The organism is Arcticibacter tournemirensis (assembly GCF_006716645.1).
In the GTDB taxonomy this organism is placed as follows: Bacteria; Bacteroidota; Bacteroidia; order Sphingobacteriales; family Sphingobacteriaceae; genus Arcticibacter; species Arcticibacter tournemirensis.
The window spans coordinates 3,101,070-3,126,086 of the sequence record NZ_VFPL01000001.1 but is presented as its reverse complement, the minus strand read 5'-3'; the positions used below and the strand labels follow the sequence as shown (position 1 = coordinate 3,126,086).

At 41.6% G+C, this 25,017-nt stretch carries 21 protein-coding genes; 12 read left to right on the top strand and 9 right to left on the bottom strand.

What is annotated here, in order from left to right:
- Positions 1–218: 218 nt before the first annotated feature.
- From BDE36_RS13210 to BDE36_RS13200, 3 genes are all read right to left on the bottom strand, one after another.
- Positions 219–2,660 (bottom strand): DUF5686 and carboxypeptidase regulatory-like domain-containing protein, encoded by a 2,442-nt coding sequence (locus BDE36_RS13210; RefSeq protein ID WP_141815251.1) that lies wholly within the window; start codon positions 2,658–2,660, stop codon positions 219–221.
- Between the two features lie 337 nt (positions 2,661–2,997).
- A complete protein-coding gene (locus tag BDE36_RS13205) occupies positions 2,998–3,831 on the bottom strand; it encodes an aminotransferase class IV (RefSeq protein WP_141815250.1) in 834 nt (277 codons plus the stop codon).
- 36 nt (positions 3,832–3,867) lie between these two features.
- On the bottom strand, positions 3,868–4,905 hold the full coding sequence (locus BDE36_RS13200) for an RluA family pseudouridine synthase (protein WP_141815249.1): 1,038 nt from the start codon (positions 4,903–4,905) through the stop codon (positions 3,868–3,870).
- Positions 4,906–5,077: 172 nt separating this feature from the next.
- Here BDE36_RS13200 and BDE36_RS13195 point away from each other — a divergent pair, with 172 nt between their 5' ends.
- Together BDE36_RS13195 and lat are read left to right on the top strand one after the other, a co-directional pair.
- A complete protein-coding gene (locus BDE36_RS13195) occupies positions 5,078–5,986 on the top strand; it encodes a 1-aminocyclopropane-1-carboxylate deaminase/D-cysteine desulfhydrase (protein WP_141815248.1) in 909 nt (302 codons plus the stop codon).
- Positions 5,987–6,033: 47 nt separating this feature from the next.
- On the top strand, positions 6,034–7,365 hold the full coding sequence (lat, locus tag BDE36_RS13190) for an L-lysine 6-transaminase (protein WP_141815247.1): 1,332 nt from the start codon (positions 6,034–6,036) through the stop codon (positions 7,363–7,365).
- 12 nt (positions 7,366–7,377) lie between these two features.
- Here the strand turns inward: lat and bshB1 are convergent, their stop codons facing one another.
- Together bshB1 and BDE36_RS13180 are read right to left on the bottom strand one after the other, a co-directional pair.
- On the bottom strand, positions 7,378–8,097 hold the full coding sequence (bshB1, locus tag BDE36_RS13185; protein WP_141815246.1) for a bacillithiol biosynthesis deacetylase BshB1: 720 nt from the start codon (positions 8,095–8,097) through the stop codon (positions 7,378–7,380).
- A 146-nt stretch (positions 8,098–8,243) separates the two neighbouring features.
- Positions 8,244–8,870 carry a DUF4294 domain-containing protein gene (locus BDE36_RS13180; protein ID WP_141815245.1) on the bottom strand — a complete coding sequence of 209 codons (627 nt, stop codon included), beginning with the start codon at positions 8,868–8,870 and terminating at the stop codon, positions 8,244–8,246.
- A 119-nt stretch (positions 8,871–8,989) separates the two neighbouring features.
- Between BDE36_RS13180 and BDE36_RS13175 the strand changes: the two genes are divergently transcribed.
- The 4 genes from BDE36_RS13175 (at position 8,990) to BDE36_RS13160 (ending at position 14,475) form a co-directional block, all read left to right on the top strand.
- On the top strand, positions 8,990–11,221 hold the full coding sequence (locus tag BDE36_RS13175) for a RelA/SpoT family protein (protein ID WP_128769015.1): 2,232 nt from the start codon (positions 8,990–8,992) through the stop codon (positions 11,219–11,221).
- 188 nt (positions 11,222–11,409) lie between these two features.
- Complete coding sequence (locus tag BDE36_RS13170; protein WP_128769014.1) at positions 11,410–11,883, top strand: Fur family transcriptional regulator; 474 nt, start codon at positions 11,410–11,412, stop codon at positions 11,881–11,883.
- A gap of 17 nt (positions 11,884–11,900) precedes the next feature.
- Complete coding sequence (locus BDE36_RS13165; RefSeq protein ID WP_128769013.1) at positions 11,901–13,175, top strand: adenylosuccinate synthase; 1,275 nt, start codon at positions 11,901–11,903, stop codon at positions 13,173–13,175.
- Between the two features lie 16 nt (positions 13,176–13,191).
- The gene (locus BDE36_RS13160; protein WP_128769012.1) at positions 13,192–14,475 is read left to right on the top strand and encodes an anthranilate synthase component I family protein; all 1,284 of its coding nucleotides are present in this window, start codon (positions 13,192–13,194) and stop codon (positions 14,473–14,475) included.
- Positions 14,476–14,607: 132 nt separating this feature from the next.
- On the opposite strand, the gene BDE36_RS13150 is transcribed toward BDE36_RS13160, so the two are convergent.
- From BDE36_RS13150 to nadC, 3 genes are all read right to left on the bottom strand, one after another.
- Positions 14,608–15,393, bottom strand: a complete 786-nt coding sequence (locus tag BDE36_RS13150) for a M48 family metallopeptidase (protein WP_128769011.1) — start codon at positions 15,391–15,393, stop codon at positions 14,608–14,610.
- A 37-nt stretch (positions 15,394–15,430) separates the two neighbouring features.
- Positions 15,431–16,078 (bottom strand): glycerol-3-phosphate 1-O-acyltransferase PlsY, encoded by a 648-nt coding sequence (gene plsY / locus BDE36_RS13145; protein WP_128769010.1) that lies wholly within the window; start codon positions 16,076–16,078, stop codon positions 15,431–15,433.
- A gap of 63 nt (positions 16,079–16,141) precedes the next feature.
- On the bottom strand, positions 16,142–16,990 hold the full coding sequence (nadC, locus tag BDE36_RS13140; RefSeq protein WP_141815243.1) for a carboxylating nicotinate-nucleotide diphosphorylase: 849 nt from the start codon (positions 16,988–16,990) through the stop codon (positions 16,142–16,144).
- 112 nt (positions 16,991–17,102) lie between these two features.
- Between nadC and gpmI the strand changes: the two genes are divergently transcribed.
- The 3 genes from gpmI to BDE36_RS13125 all read left to right on the top strand — a co-directional run bounded on the left by gpmI (position 17,103) and on the right by BDE36_RS13125 (position 19,775).
- The gene (gene gpmI, locus BDE36_RS13135) at positions 17,103–18,623 is read left to right on the top strand and encodes a 2,3-bisphosphoglycerate-independent phosphoglycerate mutase (RefSeq protein ID WP_141815242.1); all 1,521 of its coding nucleotides are present in this window, start codon (positions 17,103–17,105) and stop codon (positions 18,621–18,623) included.
- Positions 18,610–19,140, top strand: a complete 531-nt coding sequence (locus BDE36_RS13130) for a hypothetical protein (RefSeq protein WP_141815241.1) — start codon at positions 18,610–18,612, stop codon at positions 19,138–19,140. The genes gpmI and BDE36_RS13130 overlap by 14 nt, the downstream gene beginning before the upstream one ends.
- A gap of 104 nt (positions 19,141–19,244) precedes the next feature.
- On the top strand, positions 19,245–19,775 hold the full coding sequence (locus BDE36_RS13125; RefSeq protein WP_161973389.1) for a CAP domain-containing protein: 531 nt from the start codon (positions 19,245–19,247) through the stop codon (positions 19,773–19,775).
- Between the two features lie 193 nt (positions 19,776–19,968).
- On the opposite strand, the gene BDE36_RS13120 is transcribed toward BDE36_RS13125, so the two are convergent.
- Positions 19,969–20,604, bottom strand: coding sequence for a tetratricopeptide repeat protein (locus BDE36_RS13120; RefSeq protein ID WP_128769005.1), 636 nt, complete (start codon positions 20,602–20,604; stop codon positions 19,969–19,971).
- Positions 20,605–20,934: 330 nt separating this feature from the next.
- On the opposite strand from BDE36_RS13120, the gene lon reads away from it, so the two are divergent.
- The 3 genes from lon (at position 20,935) to BDE36_RS13105 (ending at position 25,017) form a co-directional block, all read left to right on the top strand.
- Positions 20,935–23,406, top strand: coding sequence for an endopeptidase La (gene lon / locus BDE36_RS13115; RefSeq protein WP_141815240.1), 2,472 nt, complete (start codon positions 20,935–20,937; stop codon positions 23,404–23,406).
- 93 nt (positions 23,407–23,499) lie between these two features.
- Positions 23,500–24,012 (top strand): hypothetical protein, encoded by a 513-nt coding sequence (locus tag BDE36_RS13110; RefSeq protein ID WP_141815239.1) that lies wholly within the window; start codon positions 23,500–23,502, stop codon positions 24,010–24,012.
- Positions 24,013–24,054: 42 nt separating this feature from the next.
- Positions 24,055–25,017 (top strand): lipid A deacylase LpxR family protein, encoded by a 963-nt coding sequence (locus BDE36_RS13105; RefSeq protein WP_141815238.1) that lies wholly within the window; start codon positions 24,055–24,057, stop codon positions 25,015–25,017.

Below are 25,017 nucleotides of genomic sequence, written 5' to 3'. Positions count from 1 at the left end.
AAAAATTATCGAGCTTTTTTTTAAAAAAACATACATTTATATGTTATTCAATAAAGAAGATATCAAAATGATTATTTTTTTTACTGAATAATGCTAAAAAATCTATTAAATCATTCAATAAACAATCAACAACGAACAAAGTAAAAGGAATACAATTAATAATCCACAAGATCAGAGATCAAAACAGCGATAAACAAGAAACAAACTCTCTTGAAACGTCAAAAACCGTAAAACAAACGAAATGCCCTATACATCTCCCGGCCAGGTGTCCAGGAAAACCCGTAATCTATTCGAAACATTAGGCGCTGGAATCCGATATAAGCCTCTTTATAACTATTCTGAGGCTGAGTTAGATAGGCCCCTCCTATAATTTCTTCGAGTTTAAGCTTTCTTAAAAGAGGAACTTTTCTGATAAAGCGACCCGAAAAATTATGTTCATAATGAGCTTCAAAAAAGCGGTCGTTGGTAGCAAAAGCATAATAATCCAGAAAGTGGAAATTAGGGAAAAGCGGATTATAAACGGCGGTTTGGTTACCTGTGAAATGATGCCAGTCGGGAAAGTAAAGTGACGATGTATTTAAAAACTTTCCGGCCGACAGATAAAAGGAGCTATATCCCCATAACGCGGTTCTGATCTTGTCCTGAAATAAATCGGCCGAAATAAAATCATAATCAACTGCCGACTTCAAGATACGGGGAATCCCTTTACGGTAGTCAATCATTATAGTGGGATACCTGGCCGGTTCAAAAATCTTACCGTCAGGCCTGGAGGTATATTGCTGACCGAACGTGTAGGAAATTTTCGCTTCTATACTAAGAGAGTTATTCACCGGAAACACCTCTGTTTCAAAGCCTGGACTTAGCGGGTTATTTGATGTAATGGTTTCCGCTGTTTTGCGGAATACGGGATTCGATGAGGAGTTTTGCAGCGGAAAACGTCTGGCTATCTCTGCCCCGGCAGTAAACATTAGGCCATCGGCAACTTCACGCTGTCCGCTTAAGGAAAGAAACTTAGCCTGATATAGCTTTAAATAGTTCTTGCCTTCAAAGAGCGTTGTAAGGGTGTTATAGAAAAGATTAATGGTTCCCCTATTGTTTAAATCCAAAAAATCACTCCCCCCTCTAACTGTAAAACTGGTGTGCCTAAGTGAATCTGTCCGGTAAGTTATTTCTGCATTCGCATTCATAACCTCGCTAGAAAAGCCATACCTGATATTCGGCTCTGCCTCAAGTGACCTGTAAGGGCTAAACCGTTTAACATACCTGGCCCGCAACCTTAGTCCCCACCCTTCAACCGTATTGTAAAATATGGTACTATGCAAAGGATAAACGTACCAGAAGCTATTCTCTGATACATTTTCTATTCGTTGTCCCGCTACAATATAGCGGAGAGGCCTGAACTTATTCAATTCTTTTTGTACCGAATCCTGATATGCCCTGGTTTTCTGGGCGTCCCCCATAACATCATGCTGTTCATAGTTATCTTCCTCTTCCCGAGTCAGCGGAACCGGCCGGTTGTTTGCCCACCAGGTATCGTTATATTTATTGGCACTTGTATCGATCTTAAGGATCTCCTCATCGAAAAAGTCGTCGGGCAAGACGGGATCCGTTTTGTAATTACTATATAGGGCTGTATAATATCCTGCAAAGTTAAAACCCAGTACCTTTCCGTTAAAGCGGATTGTTATGTCGGACGGGAGCCAGTGCATATCTCCTATTTCCGAAAAATGCTGACTAATATGAAGAGTGTCCACAAAATTGATCCGGGCATGCTCTGTCAGCATAAGGTCTACACTATACAGCCTTGGATCATCCTCCAGGATGTATATATATCCTGAAAATGCCGGAGAAAACCGGCTCTTTGGAATAACTTTGATCTTCTGGATTGTCTTTCCATTTTCCTGGGAACTTCCAATTAGCTTAAACCTGTAATAATTGAATGCATTATAAGCTACAGGCGACACAAAGCTTTGGTTTCCAAGGGCAGGCCAGTTAAGAGTGTTATCATAAAAATTAACCTGAAGGTCAAGAGCTCGGTTAAAGCTAAATCCTTGATTGTCTCCAGCTACCTTCGAGGCTTCCATTACCTCCTTTTTCTGCGGATACCTGAAGAAAAATTTCGACTTCGTTTCTGACTGGTAAAGAATACCCTGCCTGTTGGAGTCGAGATTTAAAGTTCGGGCAACGTTTGTTCCCAATATTCTTTTTGGCGCGTCAAGCAACTTCTGTATCCCTTTGGTATAAACGTCGCACTGGTAGGAAGGAACAGCTCTTAAAAACTTCCTCCTTGATATTACACTCCTGACTATGGAATTAGCAGCGTCGTCTTTACCTGCTGTTACGTTTACCTCTTTTAGTTTATATATGTCCTCCTCCAGTGTCAAATTTAATACAAGGGAAGACTGAACGTTCACCTCTTTCTCAATACTTTTAAAACCAACATATCTGCAAGTCAACATATAATTCCCAGGCTTCAATAATATCCTGTAATTGCCTGTTTCGTTTGCCATTGTACTGATATTAGTATCTTTTATAAAGACAGAGGCAAAAGAAACCGGTTTCCCGCTTTCATCTGTAATCTTGCCCGAGACCTGGACCGGCCCCTGGGCATAGGTAACTGAGACTGAAAATATAAAAACAATAAAAAGGGCCTTTAGCATTCAATAGTTCGTTTCTTGGTACATCCTACACAATCTTTCAAAGTTTTATCCTCTCAGTCTGAGCTCAGTAACAAAAGTATAATTTAACAAATTTCTCTTTACACTGCATACAAAAACTACAAATACTGCAGATTCCTTCTATAATATGCTCCAAATCATTTAATTGCAAAGCCATTGTCATTTTAAATACTATATGTAAAACCGATGTTTGACATAACAAAAAAAATAACATTCTATATGGGAATTATACTATTATTTGCGACAGCGTTTACCTATATTCAATACGAACTTGGTAATGCGACCGTTGTTGACACTGACGACGAGAACTTTTAAGGCACTATCCTTCGTTTAATTTATTCATCAGTATTTTCGACAGCTTATTAAAATAACGTTTGCTATTAAAGCCCATCACCCACTGAATCCCACGGCTTGCATTAGTAAGAAACACTTCTTCCGCTTCATTTAAGATATCGGGATTTATTTGTGCTTCTATTACGGGTAAATCGATCTCAGCTGCGATTTTCATAACTACACTACGCATAACTCCTGCAATACAGCCCTCATTAAGAGAAGGGGTATACAGCTTTTTGTCGAAGAGTACAAAAACATTCGAGCTCATAGATTCGCATAGAAAGCCATTCTGATTAAGAATAAAGACGTCATCCAGAGAGTTCTGCTTCCTGAAAATTCCGGCCATAACATAAATCAGCGAGTTGCATGTTTTATAATTAGACAAACAGTTTACGGGCTTCGTTATATCCTCAAAAACATCTACAATCAAGCCTTTAGTGTTCGCAGTATAGGAAGTTTCTTTATTTCCGGTCATCTCAAAGGCATACCCAAACTTATTTCCGAGGGGGCTATAAAGACCTTCAGCATCACGAAATACAGTGAGACGAACGCGTGCATTTTCGCCTTCGCCATTTCTTATGGCGAGCTCAACTACTTTTTCTTTCAGGAAAGTCTCATCAATCAACGAATAGCCCTCAAACCCAAGTACCTTCATTCCATTTCGCAGCCTTTCAGCGTGGAGGTGGGCGAAGCGAAGTTCTCCACGTATCATCCGCATCGACTCAAACAAACCGTCACCGTATTTAAAGCTGCGGTTTCCTGTTGTGAGTACCGGTTGATTTGCCGGAAATATTTCTCCGTTGTAATTAATAAAATTCATAAAGTTCAAAGTTCTTTAATACTAACCCCAAAAAGCCTATTGTGATTTACCGCTATCAATATAATTTCTCCATTTCTGCAACACTGCCTGGAAGTCAGCGGGTAAATCTGATTCAAAATGAATAAACTTTTTCGTGGAGGGATGTATAAATCCTAACGACAAGGCATGCAGCGCCTGGCGGGGAATAAGGTCGAAGCAGTTAACAACGAATTGACGATATTTACTAAAAATAGTTCCTGAAAGAATTTTGTCTCCCCCATACGTGGCGTCGCTAAAAAGAGGATGACCTATATGTTTCATGTGGGCTCTGATCTGATGGGTTCTTCCGGTTTCAAGCTGGCACTCAATGAGAGTGACATAATTAAAGCGCTCGAGCACTTTATAGTGGGTAACCGACCATTTACCCCTGGTTTCATCATCATATACATCCATTACCCGCCGGTCCTTTATACTTCGGCCAATATAACCGCTTACAGTTCCGTCTTCTTCAAGGTCGCCCCAAACAAGCGCCATATATTTCCTTGCTATGGTATGATCGAAGAATTGCTTTGCGAGCCAGGCCATAGAGCGTTCATTCTTACTGATAAGCAAAAGCCCCGAGGTATCTTTATCAATCCGGTGAACAAGCCCCGGTCTGCCGTCATTTCCGGGAAGCTGAGGCAGTTGCTGAAAATGAAATACAAGTCCGTTCACCAAAGTCCCCGAGTAATTATTGTAGCCCGGATGAACAACCATTCCTGCCGGCTTATTTATAACCAGGACATCGTCATCTTCATAAACAATATTCAACGGTATATCTTCAGGGTAAACTTCTGTATCTCTTGGCGGATGAGGAAGCACCACAGAAATCACATCCATGGGTTTTACCTTGTAACTCGATTTAACGATCTTCTCGTTAACAAGCACACTACCGGCTTCTATTGCGCTTTGAATACGATTTCTAGAAGCGTTTTCAATCCGATGCATCAAAAACTTATCAATCCGCAACAGCGACTGTCCCTTGTCTACTACGACTCTGAGGTGTTCGTACAAGTCCTGTTCATCAGGTTCCCGAAGATCTTCTTCTTCCAGCATTCCGCAAAAGTAATATTTTTCGCTTCTCGTTTGGCGTTATTTGAGCCATCAGAAATCAGTTTCAGAAATATTACTTTAAGCTTTATACTTTCACCTTTAAGCTTTCAACATTAAACTTTAGACTTTCAACTTTCACCTTCCGCATTTCAACTTCCCGCAGTACCTTTGCCCAATGTTTGCCTTCGAAATATATAGTCCGGAAGAAGAAATATTTCATCCCCTCTTTAAAGAAAAGGAGGTGCGGGTGTTTTTAAAAAGGGACGACATGATCCATCCATTCATTTCGGGGAACAAATGGAGAAAATTGAAGTACAATCTAATAAAGGCAAGAGAAGAGGACAAAAATCATTTGATAACTTTCGGAGGAGTATGGTCCAATCATCTTCTGGCGACAGCCTGTGCAGCGGCGAAGTTCGGGTTTAAAGCAACTGCCTTTGTGCGAGGCGAAGGCGTAGCGAGCGAGACACTTTTCCTTTGCAGGATGTTTGGCATGGAATTAAAGTTCACAGAGCGGGATGCTTACAGAAATAAAAGACTTCTCTTCGACACTTTTTACAGCAATGATACCTCGGCCTTCTTTATAGATGAAGGAGGCGCCGGTGCCGAGGCCGTACAGGGATGTTCGGAACTAGTGACAGAGTTAAAGGGGAACTATCAGCATATATTCTGCGCAGCAGGTACCGGCACTACCGCAGCCGGTATTCTAAAGGGGTTGCTAATTAATAATTCCCGAGCGTTGCTTCATGTAATTCCGGTTTTAAAAGGTGCAGAATTTCTAAAAGAAGAGGTTAATAAACACTTCATTGACAATCCTTTATATGAGATCCATAACTCCTATCACTTCGGTGGTTATGCCAAAACACAGCCTGATCTTTTAAATTTCATCTCTGATTTCTCAGCTTCTACCGGAATTCTGGCCGATCAGGTATACACAGGAAAAATGATGTACGGTGTATTCGATCTTATCAGACAGGATTACTTTCCTTCCGGAACTAATATTCTAGCTGTTCATACAGGAGGTTTATTCGGTCTCCTGGGCCTGAAGGAAAAAATGACTTTTAAAACCCAGTCGGGGCACTAACAATTAGCTCATCTTTTTAATACATTTGTTTCTAAGGAGGACCTGGTATGTATCAGTTATCAGTAGAAGCAGAAAACGTTCATCAAGTATTAGGAAAGCATATTCTGGCCGATGGTTACGATCTCGTTTTTGACATGGAGAAAAGTAGCGGAGTTTACATGTACGACTCAAAGCACAACAGAAATATGCTGGATTTCTTTACATGCTTTGCCTCTGTTCCTTTGGGTTACAATCATCCAAAAATGCTGGGCGACGAGACGTTTAAGAAAAACCTGATGCTTGCAGCATTAAGCAACCCTTCGAACTCCGATATTTATACGCAGCAGTATGCAGAATTTGTGGCTACATTCTCAAGAATAGCTATTCCTTACTATCTGCCTCATGCATTTTTTATAGCAGGTGGCGGATTGGCAATTGAAAACGCACTCAAGACCGCTATGGACTGGAAAGTCCAGAAGAACTTCAGGAAAGGATATACTGAGGAACGCGGTTTCAAAGTAATTCATTTTGAACATGCTTTTCACGGCCGGACGGGCTATACCATGAGCCTTACAAACACGCATCCCGATAAAACCAAATGGTATGCAAAATTCGACTGGCCGCGAATAACCACGCCTGCTATCAGTTTTCCTTTAACGGATGAAAAACTACGCGACCTTGAAGAAAGAGAGCTTATAGCTATTAAGCAGATAAAACAGGCATTTCTGGATAACAAAGATGATGTGTGTGCCATCATCATTGAGCCAGTACAGGCAGAAGGCGGCGAGAACCATATAAGGGCCGAATTTGCTGAACAGCTCCGTATTCTCGCAGATGAGAACGACTGTTTCCTTATTTACGATGAAGTTCAGACCGGCGTAGGGCTATCAGGAAAATTCTGGTGTTATGAACACTTTGGAGAAAAAGCCAGACCCGACATTATCGCTTTCGGCAAGAAAATGCAGGTATGCGGGATACTGGCAGGGAAAAAAGTTGACGAGATTGACAAGAACGTCTTCACCGTTCCTTCCCGTCTTAATTCAACATGGGGCGGAAACCTCACCGATATGGTGCGGGCTTCTAAAATACTGCAGATCATTGAGGAGGATCAACTCGTAGCAAATGCCGCGAATACCGGCGCTTATCTTCAGCAATGCTTCAAAAATTTATCAGATCAGTATCCTGTAGTGTCGAACGTGAGAGGCCTTGGACTGCTGAGCGCGTTCGATTTCCCAGATACAATTAAACGTAACAAGTTTATCCGTAAAGGCTTCGATCACAACACGATATTTATAGGTTGCGGCAGTCACTCAATTCGCTTCAGGCCTGCGTTGATAATGCAAAATGAGCATATAGACCAGGGAATTGAGGTTATGGGAAAAATCCTGAAAGAACTATAAGAGAAAGTACTGCTATTTCAGCTCAAACAAATTATCAACGCCCAACAACTTACTGCATGTAAAGCCCTCTGCATAGTTTGTATTTATGCTTATTCCCAATTCACGCGCCTTCGCTTCAATAACCTTTACGAACTCCGGGCTTGAAATGTACGTCTCATGTTCCTCGTTCGCATCAGGGTTGTAAAACTGCGTTTTGTAGGCTGCAATTGAAGCCATTTTTTCCTCCCAGAAGGGAGTAATATCAATTATTATATCTGGTTTTATATATGCGTTCTGTATAAAATTCAACAGGAGACGAGGCCGCCATGCGTTCTGCTGTTTTCCATCAAGTTCGGTTTTTATCTTTACCAGGCCCGAAAGAAAAGCAGCATCGTTTACCAGGCCGGCAGCTCTTCCATGATCCGGATGACGATCTGTCAGGGCGTTGGTAATGATAATTTCCGGTTCATACTGACGTATCTTCCTGATGATCATTAGCTGATGTTCTTCGTCGTTTTTGAAAAATCCGTCTCTCATACCCAGGTTTTCTCTAACATCAAGCTTCAGGATCCTGGCAGCGTCGGCAGCTTCGGCTGCTCTGGTTGTTTCATTGCCGCGGGTGCCCAGCTCGCCTCTTGTAAGGTCTATTACTCCAGTTTTCTTCCCTAAAGCTTTATGCTTCAAAAGGGTACCAGAACAACTTAATTCAGCATCGTCGGGATGTACAGCAATAACAAGAAGGTCTATTTTCATATATATATTAGCATTCAGCTGTCAGCGTTCAGGCCTTCAGCTTAAGTTTGATGTATTTATTTTAGAGCGGAATCAATAGGGATAACAAAGATACAAGCAAGGTAACTATACTGGATCGCTGAAACTAATCGTCGACAGCAAAGCCATTAATAGTAATTATAAGGCGAATTGTAATAGCCATAACGTTGTATGATATTTTCAATATCCCTTTCCTGCTGCGGATCATACTTTTGTTTTAAGTTGTGCCCAAAAACCCGGGCAACAGACTGGTAACAAAAAGCGGTAAAACCACCTTTTAACTGTTTCACCAGCTCATAGCTGCTATTCCCGGTTTCGCGGTCAATCAGCTTAATCAATATTTCCCCCTGAGTAATGGTCATGTTCTTTATCTCACGGTTAAACATGTCTTTAATCTCCCGTTCGCAGGCTTTCACCAGAACTTTCTGCTCTTTGCGCTTGTCGGTCAGCGCCAGGTCTTCGTGTAGCCGGCTATAGCGGTCACGGGCAAATTTCGCGTAGGGTAAAACCTTAAGGACGTTATATCGTAACCGGTTATATTGCGCCCTCGCTTCGGCGGAAGCAAAAATGCGGAAATCTCTTATGTTAACATCGGCAAGTGGTATCCAGGGAATGAATTCACCATTATCATCTTTGGTAACGGCAACACGAATGGTATCATTCTTGCCCTTTACATTTGGATCAAATTTTTCCTGGGCATTAGAAAATTGCAGGAAAAACAAGCTAAAAAAAAGGAAAAGAGGAAAATTTTTCATATCTTAGTTAGTACAAACATACACTTATTCGTACAATTATTAATTACATATAGTACGAAATAGTAACCCAAAAGTTATAAGTTACACCATTATTTTTGCAGGATCGCTGAGGATTGAAGATGAACGAATTAGTAATTGATATTGAGGCTGAAAAAAAGGAAATATTAAAGCGTTACAGGGCGCTTCTCAAAGCCTGTAAACCAACGATGCAGAAGGGCGACAAGCGCATGATCAGGCAGGCGTTTGAACTCGCGCTCGAAAGCCATAAGGATATGAGGCGAAAATCGGGGGAGCCTTATATATACCATCCTATAGCTGTGGCCCAGATTGCGGCCGAAGAAATTGGGCTTGGAACTACATCTATTGTTTGTGCCCTGTTGCATGATGTTGTTGAAGACACCGCCATAACTCTTGAAGATATTGAGCGTGAATTTGGGAAGAAAATAGCTAAAATAATTGATGGCCTTACCAAAATATCGGGGGTCTTTGATTACAACAGCTCCCTTCAGGCAGAGAACTTCAGGAAAATGCTGCTTACCCTTGCCGACGACGTAAGGGTTATCCTGATAAAACTTGCGGACCGGCTTCATAACATGCGGACTATGGATCATATGCCGCGCGATAAGCAGCTTAAGATCTCCTCAGAAACGATATACTTATATGCGCCCCTCGCACATCGCCTGGGACTTTATGCAATGAAGTCGGAGCTGGAAGACCTTTCCATGAAGTACACCGAATCTGAAACGTATAAGTTTATTGCCAGGAAATTAAATGAAAAGAAAGCTGAGCGTGAGCTATATGTAAAAGCGTTCATCGGGCCTATAAAGGAGATATTGACAGAACAAGGTTTACATGCTGATGTATATGGCCGTCCAAAGTCTATTCATTCCATATGGAATAAGATGCGAAAAAAAGGCGTTCCCTTTGAAGAGGTATACGACCTTTTTGCCATCAGGATCATCCTTGACAGCAAACCCGAAACCGAAAAAGCAGATTGCTGGAAAGCATATTCTATTGTAACGGACCTGTATCGCCCTAACCCCGACAGGTTACGCGACTGGGTATCATCGCCTAAGGCTAATGGGTATGAGTCGCTGCACACTACCGTTATGGGCCCTAAAGGACAGTGGGTGGAGGTGCAGATCCGAACACAAAGAATGAATGAAATTGCGGAAAAAGGCTTTGCCGCTCATTGGAAATACAAAGAATCGTCGTCAGACAGCGGGTTGGATCAGTGGATACAAAAAGTGAGGGAACTTCTTAAGAATCCTGAATCAAACGCCCTTGACTTCCTCGACGACTTTAAAATGAATCTTTTCTCCGATGAAATTTTCATTTTCACTCCAAAGGGAGCTTTAATGCAGCTGCCTCTGGACGCCACCGCACTCGACTTTGCATTTGAAATCCACTCTGACCTGGGAGCTAAGTGTATTGGCGCCAAGGTAAATCATAAACTGGTGCCTCTGTCACATAAGCTGCAGAACGGCGACCAGGTAGAGATTATAACGTCCTCTAAGCAAAGTCCAAAGGAAGACTGGCTGAACTTCGTTGTAACAGCGAAAGCCAAAGCCAAGATCAAATCTTCTCTAAAGGAAGAAAAACGCCGTGTGGCAGAGGAAGGCAAAGAAATTCTGGAAAGGAAGCTTAAGTCGCTTAAGATAACCTACAACACAGAAAATATTCATAAGATATCCAACTACTTTAAATTCAGCTCAACGCTTGAGCTTTTTTACAATATAGCTAAAGGCAGCTTCGACTTAAAAAGCCTGAAAGAATTTCAGGCTTCTGAAAAAACGGTCGAAAACCGTACTCCTGAGAGGATCGACTCTAACCAAATTGAAGGTATCATTAATAAGGTTAAAGCAAAAGACAGCGATACGCTGCTTATTGGCGAGGATATGCAAAAGATCGACTATAAGCTTTCATCTTGTTGCAATCCTATCCCTGGTGATGATGTGTTTGGGTTTATTACGGTTAACGATGGCATCAAGATACACCGTACTAATTGTCCGAACGCCACTAAATTAATGGCCAACTACGGGTATCGCGTAGTGAAAGCAAAATGGACGTCACAAAAGGAACTTGCCTTTTTAACAGGATTACGGATTACAGGTATTGATGAAGTTGGATTGATTAATAAATTAACCACTGTCATTTCCAACGACTTCAAGGTGAACATGCGATCGATTACTGTGGATAGCAATGAGGGTATATTTGAAGGCTCCATTATGGTCTATGTGAACGACACTCATCACCTGGAAAATCTGATAAAGAAATTAAAGCAGGTTAAGGGAGTTACATCTGTTACCCGCTTTGATTCAGAACCGCAAAAAGTATTTGGACTATCTTAAGAAACAAAATAGCCAGGATATGTAAAGCGGCGATAATAAAAGTCGATAATAACCATTTATATGTAGATGAAGATATACTTTTAATCGTATCTGCGTTCCGGTTCGAAGCACCAAACATCTTTATTTATGTGCTAAATTTAAGATTTCTTATTTTTTTAGATAAATTTGAACGCTGAGTCAGGAAATATATGCCTTTACAAGAAACTATAGCGATGGTAAAAAAGATTTTCGAGGCATACCTCGAAAATAAAAATCTGAGAAGAACGCCGGAACGTTTTGCCATCCTTGAAGAAATTTATTCGCGTAACGATCATTTTGATGTAGAATCCCTATATATTCACATGAAAAACAAGAAGTATCGGGTGAGCCGCGCAACGGTTTATAATACACTTGAGCTTTTGGTTTCGTGTGATCTCGTTACCAAACACCAGTTTGGTAAAAACATGGCCCAGTTTGAGAAATCTTACGGATACAAACAACATGACCACATTATTTGCATTGATTGCGGAAAAGTAGTGGAGTTTTGTGATCCAAGGGTTGGGCAGATACAAAGTATGATGGGTGAACTTCTTAAATTTGAAATCAAACACCATTCTCTGAATCTCTACGGTAACTGCACCAAACTGAAAGAAGGTTACTGTGAATCTTATTTAAAAAACTAAAATATTCCCAAATATTCATGGCTGTTGATGTATTGTTAGGCCTTCAGTGGGGCGACGAAGGTAAAGGAAAAATTGTTGATGTCCTTAGTCCCAAATATGATTTGATTGCACGTTTCCAGGGTGGACCAAATGCTGGTCATACTCTTGAATTTGACAATCAGAAATATGTTCTGAACACAATTCCTTCGGGAATTTTCAATGAAAGGAACATGAACCTCATTGGCAATGGAGTCGTAATTGATCCTATCATCCTAAAGAGGGAGCTGGATACCCTGAGAAAAAGCGGGTTTGATCCTCTTGCTGCAAAAAAACTGGTAATTGCGAGAAAGGCACATCTTATTCTGCCCACTCATCAGCTGCTTGACGCTGCTTCTGAGAGCAAGATGGGTGAAGGAAAGATTGGTTCAACGCTAAAAGGAATTGGTCCGACCTATATGGATAAAACAGGCCGTAACGGACTGCGCGTTGGCGATACCTTACTGCCGGATTTCAAAGAAAGATATCAGAAGCTTGTTAACAAGCATAAATCTATACTTAGTCACTACGGTGATGTCCCTGATTTTTCAGAAAAAGAAAAGACGTTCTTTGAGGCGATTGATTTTCTTAAAACCATCCCTCAGGTAGATAGCGAACACTTCGTTAATCAGTATCTTGCTGAAGGAAAAACAGTGCTCGCAGAAGGAGCGCAGGGAACTTTATTGGATGTTGATTTTGGATCGTATCCATTTGTAACATCATCTAACACCACTGCTGCCGGAGCATGTACCGGACTTGGCGTTGCACCACGGAACATAGGATCGGTAATCGGCATTTTTAAAGCCTATTGCACTCGCGTAGGAAGTGGCCCCTTCCCTACCGAATTATTTGATGAAACCGGCGAAGAGCTTCGGACTGTCGGACGCGAATTTGGTGCTACTACAGGAAGACCAAGACGCTGCGGCTGGATTGATATTCCGGCTTTGAAATATGCAGTAATGCTAAACGGCGTTACAGAACTTGTAATGACCAAAGCAGACGTAATGAGTGGCTTTGAAAAGATATATGCATGTACTCATTACCGATACAATGGTGAGGTAATTGATTATATGCCTTACGATATCTGTACGGTAAAGGCCGAGCCTGTATTGGAAGAAATTGAGGGATGGAACGAAGATCTTACCTCCATTAAAACGATTGCAGAAGTTCCTGAAAAATTGATGGCTTATGTGAAATACATTGAAAAACAGGTAGGAGTGCCTGTGAAGTATTTATCTGTAGGACCTGATCGTGTCCAAACATTAGTCTTAAATTAATCACATTACTCCGGGAATGAAAACTGTATATCATTATCCGGAGAATATCTCTGTTTTTAAAGACAAGGTTTTACAATGGGCCGCTTCGAAAGAAGTGGCCTGTTTTTTGAATTCTAATCAATATTCCGATCGTTATTCGGCATTTGACACCTTAATTGCTGCCGACGTCTTGCATGAAGTTGATTCATATAAAGATGAAGGCTTTAAAAAGCTGGAATTCTTCCTCAGTCAATATAATTGCTGGATTCCAGGTTTCCTCAGTTATGACCTGAAAAATGAGCTTGAGGATTTAAGCTCTGAAAATCCGGATCACCTTCAATTCCCCGACTTGTTTTTTTTTGTGCCACGCCATTTGATAATTATCAGAGGGAATATTGTCGAAATACAGTCTCCTGATGCCACTGAGCTGGCCCAACTGATAGAAAAGGAAACAGTGCGGGATGTTCCGATATTCTTTAAAGGAAGTGTTAAAAGCAGGTTCAGCAAGGCTAGTTACATCGACACTGTTCATCAGATAAAAAGGCATATTGCCAGAGGAGATATTTATGAAGTTAATTTGTGTCAGGAGTTTTATGCTACTGATGCGAAACTAGATCCTGTAACCGCATTCAAACTGCTTAACAATTTATCACCTGCTCCCTTTTCGGTTTTTTTTAAGCTTAGAAAACAGTTCATCATTTCTGCTACGCCCGAGCGGTTTTTATGCCGCAGGGATAACAAACTCATCTCCCAGCCTATCAAGGGTACTTCAGCGCGCGGTGGGAACGCCGAAACAGACAAGTTCTTAAAGGATGAGCTAAAAAACAACGAGAAAGAGCGGTCAGAAAACGTTATGATAGTAGACCTGGTGAGGAATGATTTAACCCGATGTGCAATCCCCGGCACAGTAGAAGTCGAAGAGCTTTTCGGCATTTATACGTTCCGGCATGTCCATCAGATGATATCCACGGTTGTGTGCCAGGCCGATCCTTCGCTTCAAAATGCAGAAATAGTGAAGCGGACATTCCCTATGGGCTCAATGACAGGCGCACCTAAAGTGAGCGCAATGGAGCTGATAGAACAATACGAGCTAACCAAACGAGGGGTCTTTTCAGGAGCAGTTGGATATTTTGCTCCGGGAGGAGATTTTGACTTTAATGTTGTGATCCGAACGCTTCTTTACAACGAAGAAAACGGATATTTGTCCTTTCAGGCTGGAAGCGCGATAACCTTTGCTTCTGATGCTTCCAAGGAGTATGAAGAATGCATCCTGAAAGCAAAGGCTATCTTTAGTATTTTGAACCAGTCAATTGAATGCTGAGCGAGAGTTGGCTATCAGCTATTAGCTTACGACGTTCAAGGCTGAACTTTCAACTTTCAACTTTCAACTTTCAACTTTCAACTTTCAACTTTCAACCTTCAACTTTTAACTTTCAACAACTTAACGTTCAACTCACTTCTTATAGTACTTCATCGCTTCTGGCAGACGTTTCTGGATGGCTGAAATCCTCGTTGCATCACTAGGGTGGGTACTTAAAAACTCAGGAGGAGCACCATTCCCCTGTTTAGAGGATGCCATCCTTTTCCAGAACGTAACCGCACTGTTGGGATCGTAACCCGCCATTGCCATAAAAATCAGGCCCAGGCGATCTGCTTCGGATTCCTGACTGCGGCCATACTTTAACAATGCAAGTTGTCCGCCGAGACCGTACAACTGATTGATGGTTTCTGATCCCGCTGCAGCTCCAACAACACCACCGATTGCCTGCGCTCCAAGTGTCTGAGAATACCTCTCTTCAGCATGCCTGGCGATAGCATGGGCAATTTCGTGCCCCATTACAGTGGCAAGTCCAGCATCTGTCTGAGCTACAGGAATAATTCCGGTATATACCGCAACCTTACCTCCTGGCATACACCAGGCGTTAATATCTTTGCTTTCAACAAGGTTGAACTCCCATTTAAAATTATACTGATTGGCATAGCCATTCTGACTAAGGTACCGGTCGATAGCACTTGCTATCCTACTGCCCACGGTTTTCACCCGCTGCGCATCAGAACCAGATTTTACAACTTTCGTTTTGGGATCGCTTAAAAACTGGCGATAGGATTGAATAGACTGTTGTTGTATTTCATCCGAATTGGCGAGATTTAATTGCCTGCGTCCGGTAAGAGGAACCGTCGAGCACGCCGCAGCTACTAAAATTAATAAAGCGGTACTAAACTTTCTTATATGTTTCATAAATACAATCTTATTTGTTGCATAACACCATATAGCCTCAACCTGTTTTTTTTCTGAACATATTTACTTTAGATTCTTTTCCCCGAAGTAAACGTTCTATGTTCTTTTGATGCGTTACCAATATGAGTATACATATACACATCCCATATAAAACAATAGAACGCAAGGGCGAATGAAAAACAAAAATGATGCTTAACGGAAAGGAAAACCCTGCCGCTATTGAACTTAGCGAGACATATTTTGAGACCAGCAAAACAAATAAAAATACTGTAACACAAAATAACGCAGCATTTAAATGGACAGCGAGTACCATTCCGAAGAGGGTGGCAATGCCCTTTCCTCCACGAAACCCTGCAAATATCGGAAATAAATGCCCCATAACGGCCGTAATACCAAGGGCAAGCTGGTAATTCACAAACTGAATGGAATGCTGCGGCCCCGTTACAGATAGTCCTATCAGGTAGGCAAGATTAGTTGCCGTAAAACCCTTCAGTATGTCGATCGTCATTACAGTAATGCCCGCTTTCTTCCCTAATACACGAAAAGTGTTTGTTGCACCGGCATTTCCGCTACCATATTCACGAACGTCAATTCCATAAAAAGCCTGCCCAATCCATACTGCACTGGGAATGGAACCAAAAAGATAAGCAGCAATAAGTGCCGAAATAGAATATACAGATATCATTCAGCCTGCAATTATACTAAAAAAGAAAAGTCAAATAAATGCAATATACTATTTTATGTTGTGCTAAATAGCCTTTAAACTCATATCCAAACTCTTAACGGAATGAGTTAATGCACCCATGGAGATATAATTAACGCCACAAAGGGCATATTCACGAACATTCTCCTCTGTTATGCCACCCGAAGCCTCAGTTACAAACCTGTTTCCGACCAACTCTACCGCCTCCCGCAGCTGTTCAAAGTTGAAGTTATCGAGCAAGATTCTATCAGCACCTCCATTCTCAATCACTTCCAGCAATTCCGCCTTGTTACGGACCTCAATTTCTATCTGAATATTCAAACCTTTCTCTGTGAGATATCTCTTTGCTGCTTGCAGTGCCTGCTTTATTCCGCCGGCGTAATCGACGTGATTGTCTTTAATCAGGATCATATCGTATAAACCAAACCGATGATTTACCCCTCCTCCTATCTTAACTGCCATTTTTTCAAGAAACCGCATATTGGGAGTAGTTTTTCTGGTATCGAGAATTTTCGTTCCTGTATCTTTAATAAGATCAACAATCCGCGCTGTGGTAGTAGCGATACCGCTCATGCGCTGCATAATATTAAGAACAAGTCTTTCTGCGGTAAGGATGGAATAAACAGGACCTTTAACTGTTAATACGATGTCTCCTGGTTTTACCGCTGCACCGTCATGAATAAATACTTCTGCGTGAAGCTGTTGATCAACCTGTTTAAATATCTCCAAAGCCACGTCAACTCCGGCAAGAATACCGTCTTCTTTAATCAAAAGCTTTGCTGTTCCCTGCTTCGCCTGAGGAATAGTTGAAAGAGATGTATGGTCGCCATCCCCTATATCTTCAAGTAAAGCGTCTTTAATAAATTTGAAAAGTAACTCTTTGTCTTCTTTCATAACGCGCTAAAATAACAAATACATTTCTTGATGTTATTTGTTCAGTCTATAAACAGCATAAATATGACATCCGTCACTTTGTATCGGAAGAATTCAAATGTATATTTGCTTCGTGGAAACTAAAAAATTAGCACTTATTATTCTGGACGGCTGGGGCTACGGCCGGGCCGATAAATCCAATGCAATACTTGCAGCAAATACACCTTTCTTTGACTATCTGGTAACTACATACCCCAATTCGAAATTAGAAGCTTCGGGTATGGCTGTAGGTTTACCCGACGGTCAGATGGGTAATTCAGAAGTAGGACACATGAACCTGGGCGCAGGCCGTGTAGTATACCAGGAGTTAGGGCGCATTCATAAAGCTGTGGATGACGGAGAACTTCTTACTAACCCCGTGCTGCAGGAAGCTTTTCAATACGCGAGATCCGAGAACAAGAATGTTCATTTTATCGGACTTCTTTCTGATGGCGGCGTTCATTCTCATATCAAGCACGTGTATGGGTTATGTGATGCAGCTAAATCAGCTAATCTTGAGAATGTATTTATACATGGCTTTCTCGATGGACGTGATACCGACCCTAACGGCGGAGTAAACTACGTAAAAGCTCTTGAAGCACATCTGGAAAACTCTCCGGTTAAGATTGCCTCTTTAATAGGAAGATACTACGCGATGGACAGAGACAACCGCTGGGAACGCGTAAAACAGGCATATGATTTAATGGTAAATGGTATAGGCAAGCCTTGTACCGATTTTACTGCTGCGATCGAAGAGTCCTACAAAGAAGGTATTACCGACGAATTCCTGAAACCAATCGTTAAGGTACAAACCGGAGGCGCTCCTGTTGCAACAATTCAACCCGGTGACGTAGTGATTTGTTTCAACTTCAGGACAGACCGCGGTCGCGAAATTACACTTGCACTCACACAGAAGGCCTTCCCTGAATATCACCTGGAACCACTTCCTCTCCACTATATTACCATGACCACTTATGATGAGACATTTAAAAATGTCAAAGTGGTGTTCACTAAAGATGATCTGGTAGATACCCTTGGTGAAGTACTGGGGCGAAACGGCAAGACACAGGTAAGAATTGCAGAGACCGAGAAGTATCCGCATGTTACTTTCTTTTTCTCGGGAGGCCGTGAAAAGGAATTCGATGGAGAAAAAAGATTGCTTATACCCTCTCCTAAGGTTGCAACTTACGACCTGAAGCCGGAAATGAGCGCAGAAGGTATCAGAGACGCTATCTGCGAAGAACTTCCTGAAAACCACCCTGACTTTGTTTGTCTTAACTTTGCGAACCCTGACATGGTAGGTCATACTGGTGTTTTTGAAGCGGTTGTAAAGGCTGTGGAAACTGTTGACAGCTGCTTAAAGACAGTTGTTGAATGTGGAATTAAGGAAGGCTATTCATTTATCATCATTGCAGATCATGGCAATGCCGATTTTATGATCAATCCTGACGGTTCCGCGAATACGGCTCATACCACAAACCTGGTACCATGCATACTTATAGATAAAGATTATAAACAAATTAAAGACGGTAAACTTGGAGATATCGCTCCTACTGTTCTAAAAATTCTGAACGTACCAATACCAGAGAAAATGACGGGCAATGTCTTGGTTTAGGAAAATAGTTCCGATTGTAGCACTATTCTGGTTCGCCGGATGTAGTTCTGAGACAGCTCCTGATGCAAAAATAACCTATTTTGACATCAGGGGCTTTTTTACGTCAGAATCAACGCGTCTGGGGAAAAAAAATCTTATAATACATAAAACGGTCACCGACAACGGTACATCAGAGGTCAGAGAGGTTAATATTTCCAACTGGGAAAACGAACTCGCGTTGTTTATTGAATCCGATATAAACAAGCCGTCATGGAAGAATAGCTATAAAGTCGAAAACAAAGGAACTGCGGTAATTTATACGGCGCTATATCCTGATGTGCGTACAAAGCAGTTAACTATAACCATGTCGGCTGCAGGAAAAGTTAAACATATTCAAATCAGTAACAAAACAACCAATGTTCTTTATACTTCCGAAGAACATTTAAACTATTATCCTGATTCTCTTTATCGCATTGATAAATTTCAGGATGTAAAGATATTAGGCTCCCACCGTTACACGATTGAAGGAAAGTGGTGATTCTTTAACAGAAATTTTAATTCCCTATGCCAGGAACAAAACGGAAGACCGCCCAATAAAATGAGCGGTCTTTCGTTTATATGCACGTGAGAGAAATTACATCTATGAAATTCGTAACATATTTAATTGCCGTAGTGCTTTGTACTCTTAACTCATGTGCCGTGCCCCTACCAGCGGGGAAAAGGATTTCATCCGCAACGAATATTTCACCAGCCTCGGGCAATGCTTTTCAACTGGAATTCCTTCAGAGAATTAATGAGGTAAGAACCAGGGGATGCAACTGCGGAAAAACGTATATGCCTCCGGTCCCTCCACTTGTATGGAATACACAGCTTCAGATTGCAGCGTTAAGACATGCAATGGATATGAGCAAGAATAAGTATTTCAGCCATATTAGTAAATCAGGCAAGACCAGCAAAGACAGGATCATGAACGAAGGTTATACCATTACCGGTTATAAACACATAGCCGTAGGCGAAAATATAGCATGGGGACAAAGAACCATTAAGGAAGTAATGGAAGGATGGCTGAAGAGTGAAGGCCATTGCCGCAATATTATGAATAGCTCATTCAGAGAAGTGGGTATATCAATGGAAAACTACTATTGGGTGCAGGACTTCGGCGGAAGAAGGTAGGCGCTTTGAGTTGAAGGTCGAAGTTAATTATGAGTTATGAATTATGGGTTGTGAGTTGTGAGAATAAATTATTAATTATAGGTTATGAATGAGTTGTGCGGCGAAGTTGATTGGCAGCTTAGGCTACGACCCACAACCTGGAACCCGCAACTCAATTCATAATTCATAACCCATAATTCATAATTAAAAAGTCTTATCTATCGAGATTGGCCATATAAACCTTGGCCTTTTTCATCTCGTCCATAATATCTTTTCTACCTGGTGTAGCGTCGAGGAGATGCTGAAGATCGTCAATGCAGGATTTAAATGCATTCTCCGCAGCAGATTTGTCATAGAATTTAGGAAGCTTCTGCCCTTTTAGAATTCCGTAGTCACGGTAAGCAATTGCCCTGTTCTGAAATAATTTCAAGTCGCCGTTGTTAAGTTCAATAGCTTTGCTAAAATCCCTTATGGCAGCAAGCAGTAACTTCTCTCTTTCTGTGTTTGAAGCGGTAGTTTGAGTACCGAGAATGTTTCTCGCTTTTCCGCGGTAATAATAAGCTGATACATTATTGGGGCGAAGGGATACAACCTGTCCGAATGTACTGATTGCTTTGGAATAATCACCCGAATGATAGTAAGAATAAGCCAGCATATATAGAACGTCAGCATTATTCGCTTCTGCAGGCATTGATTTCTCAAGGTGAGTAACCGCCTGTTTGAAATTACCGTCCATAACAGCTTTCTGCCCTAATTTAACATAGTTGTTTTTAATGTCTTGATTCTGTTGTGCCTTAGCCCCAACGTTGAAAAAAAGTACAAGAGATAAAATTGATGCAATTACTTTCATTGAAAATTTACTTAAAAAGTATAACGAATGAACGGTAATATTATTTCTATTTTTGCTATTTACAAAATATAAGTTTTCTTTTATTTTCATACCGCCCCTTAACGAGGATATAAATGCTAAACCCGTTGCTTTTGTTTTAATAGAAATGTGAAGATGCCCCGTATGACGTTTTTGCAGCTTTATTTTCTTATTTTTACACCGTTAACCATACTATGGGTCTTTTAACAAAATTATTCTGATTGGCATAGGCATTGCACAGCTATTCGCTAAAAGTAAAATACACTATATTTAATATACACACTGTCATATTGACGTTGAGAAAGGAACTGAATGAACAACTTGCTGGATTTTAATCAGTCGTTACCCATAATAAATGAAGATACAGAGTTCTTTCCCCTGATGTCGCAGGAAGACGAAGAGGAAATGAATAATGAACAGACCCCCGAAGTTTTATCCATACTTCCCTTACGTAACACTGTGTTATTTCCGGGCGTAGTAATTCCTATTACTGTAGGACGTGATAAATCTATAAAACTTATAAAAGATGCTTACAAAGGCGACCGCACTATTGGCGTTGTTTCGCAGAGAGATGTGGCCATAGAAGATCCTGCGTTCAACCAGTTAAATATCGTTGGAACGGTAGCTCTTATCATCAAGATGCTTCAGATGCCCGATGGCAGCACAACGGTAATTATTCAGGGGAAACAACGATTCAGGTTAAAGGAGGAAGTGCAATCTGAACCCTATATTAAAGCTACGATCGACAAGTTTGAAGAAATACGGCCCAAAGCGGATAAGGAATTTAAAGCTATGGTAGCTTCTATTAAAGAGATGGCGATGCAGATCATTCAGCTTTCGCCGAATCTTCCGAGCGAAGCGAGTATTGCCATTAAAAATATAGAAAGCACCTCCTTTCTGATCAACTTCATTTCTTCAAACATGAATGCCGATGTTCCGGTAAAACAACAGATGCTGGAACTCGCGAATCTTCGCGACAGGGCAAAAATGGTGTTGGAGCAGTTGACTGCGGAACTTCAGATGCTGGAGCTTAAGAATCAAATCCAATCGAAGGTACGCACCGACCTGGATAAGCAGCAAAGAGAATACTTCCTTAACCAGCAACTGAAAACAATCCAGGAAGAACTGGGCGGAAACTCTCCCGATCTGGAACTTGAGAATCTCCGCGAACGGGCTGCCAGAAAAAAATGGTCAAAAGAAGTAAAAGAGCATTTTATAAAGGAGTTGGACAAACTGGGCAGGATGAATCCTGCTGCGGCCGACTATTCAGTGCAGGTAAACTATCTTGAGCTTGTACTTGAATTACCATGGTCGGAATTTTCAAAAGACAATTTTGATCTGAAGAGAGCCGAACGCATCCTTGATAAGGATCATTATGGACTCGACAAAGTGAAACGGCGAATCATAGAATATCTGGCAGTTCTGAAACTCAAAAACAACATGAAGGCGCCGATTCTTTGCCTTGCCGGCCCTCCGGGGGTTGGAAAGACCTCACTGGGTAAATCCATAGCCAGAGCACTTGGCAGAAAGTACGTTCGTATTGCACTTGGAGGGATTCGTGATGAGGCTGAGATTCGCGGACACCGCAAAACTTATATTGGAGCGATGCCTGGGCGGATTATCCAGTCGCTAAAAAAAGCGGGAACCTCTAATCCTGTTTTTGTATTGGACGAAATCGATAAGGTTGGAAACGACTTCCGTGGCGATCCTTCTTCTGCCCTGCTCGAAGTACTCGACCCGGAGCAGAACAATGCTTTCAACGATCACTATGTTGAACTCGACTACGACCTTTCAAATGTTATGTTCATCGCTACGGCAAACTCCTTAAGTTCTATTCAACCGGCGCTTCTCGACCGTATGGAAATTATTGAAGTTAATGGATATACTATAGAAGAAAAAATTGAAATTGCGAAGCAGCATTTGCTGCCTAAGCAGCTGGACCAGCACGGCCTGAAAAAGAAAGATGTTATGCTTAAGCCTCCCGTGATTGAAAAGATCATAGAAGATTATACCCGTGAATCGGGTGTACGCGGACTTGAGAAGAAGATCGGCTCTGTAGTGAGGGGGATTGCTACTAAAATAGCTATGGATCAGGATTACAGCTCAGCCCTTACCAAAGCTGATATGGAAACAATTCTTGGGCCTCCAATCTTCGATAAAGATCTGTACGAAGGAAATGAAGTCGCTGGAGTAGTTACAGGACTTGCCTGGACGCAAGTTGGCGGTGATATCCTGTTTATAGAGGCGAGTCTCAGCCCGGGAAAAGGCAAATTGTCGTTAACAGGGAATCTGGGCGATGTAATGAAGGAGTCGGCCACAATTGCTATGGCTTACCTCCGTGCTCACTCACAGAAATTCGGTATCGATTTCCGTCTTTTTGATCAGTGGGACGTGCATGTACACGTTCCTGCAGGAGCAACTCCGAAGGATGGTCCCTCCGCCGGTATAACGATGCTTACAGCACTGACGTCGGCATTTACTCAGCGTAAGGTTAAACCTAACCTTGCAATGACCGGCGAGATTACGTTAAGAGGCAGAGTTTTGCCTGTCGGTGGAATTAAGGAAAAAATACTTGCCGCCAAGCGCGCAAATATTAAAGATATAATACTTTCAAAATCCAATCACAAAGATATCCTTGAGATAAAAGAAGACTATATAAAAGATATGTCTTTCCACTATGTAACCGATATGAAAGAAGTGATTGACCTTGCTCTTTCTAACGATAAAGTTAAAGATCCTATCGATCTTACAATCAGGGAATCGGTAAACAAAGAAGTAGCTTAACAGTACTCAATCCCGAAATAAATAAAAAAAGCAGCGTGAGAGCTGCTTTTTTTATTTATTTCAGTACCTTCACCGTGTTGACTTAAACTTTTAATGAAAAAACCAATTCTTGTTTCAGCTATTATTACCCTGATCTTTTTTGGGGAAGTTGTCTTCGCTCAACAATCCGGACTACTTACCGATACATTAATTAGCAAAAGAGCTCAAACTGTTTACGTAGAAATGTTAGGCCCTGGTCTGACTATTTCCGGCAACTACGATACCCGTTTTTCTAACCGCAGAGATGGATTGGGCGGCCGGATAGGCATAGGTTATATCGCAGCCGACGGCAATAGCATCACTACTATACCGGTTGGTTTAAACTATTTATTAGGAAAAGGTAAAAACTTCTTCGAAGTAGGTGCAGGTGCAACTTATTTAAATTTCAGCGACAATGAAGATGAGTATCTGAGCGCCGAAGGCGACGGTGTACTGGGAAATCTTACGTTTGGCTACCGGCTCCAGCCAGTTGATAGTGGCTTTAGTTTCCGGGGCGGATTTAGCCCCTTGTTTGGCTACGGTTCATTCATCCCCTGGGTGGGTTTCAGCTTTGGTTATGCTTTTTAACCATATATATTTTTTTACTGGCATTGTGCGCTTATATAATTTATGAAATTACTCTTTTCAATAACATCATTCCTGTTATTAGCTTCTTTTTCATTTTCTCAGAATAGAAATTTCGCCAATGAATTCGGCTTTAGAAGCGAGAATGACGCTTATCTTGCTTACGGACAGGACCGATATTACACGAACGGGCTTTTCATAACCTTCAGACGTGCACTTAACTCAGATCGTACTGATTCAAAAACGATAAAAAGAATATGGGAAGCTGAAGCCGGACAGTATATGTACAATGCCCAGTCGGGATCTGTTCCTGATATTTCATATGTCGATCGTCCCTTTGCCGCCTATCTTTACGGTGGGTTTAAGATGAACTGGTTCCTGAATAACGAACAGGTATTTCAGGTTGCATTAAATTGCGGAACAATAGGTCCAGACGCATTGGGTGAGGATGCACAGAAATTACTTCATAAAGTAGTTAAGTTTTATGAAGTCACCGGCTGGCAATATCAGGTAAACAATGAGCTTGCTCTTAATACATCTTTTGATTATACGAGGCTGCTCTCGAGAACGGGACCTCATACCGACTTCAGCTTAAAAGGATATGCCAATATAGGTACTACATTTTCGGGCGCAGGCGCTGGTATCCTTTTCCGGGCGGGGAATATAAATCGCCTGTTCAGCTCGGTAAGTACAAACAGCCGTATTTCAAATTCTGCAACTGATAGTGTGCCTTCCAGAGAATTATTCTTCTTTGCTCAACCTTCACTTCACTTCATCGCCTATGACGCAACAATTCAGGGCGGGATGTTTAATGATGATAAAGGGCCGGTAACCTTTAGCCCCAGGCGCATGGCATTTTCACAGGAAGTGGGATTGAAATATGCAGCAGAACGGTGGACACTTAACTTTTCCGTTATATTCCGCTCACGTGAGATAAAGTCTCAGGTACATGCGCATCAATATGGATCGGCCTCTGTCTTTTACAGATTCGGCAGAAACAATCACTAA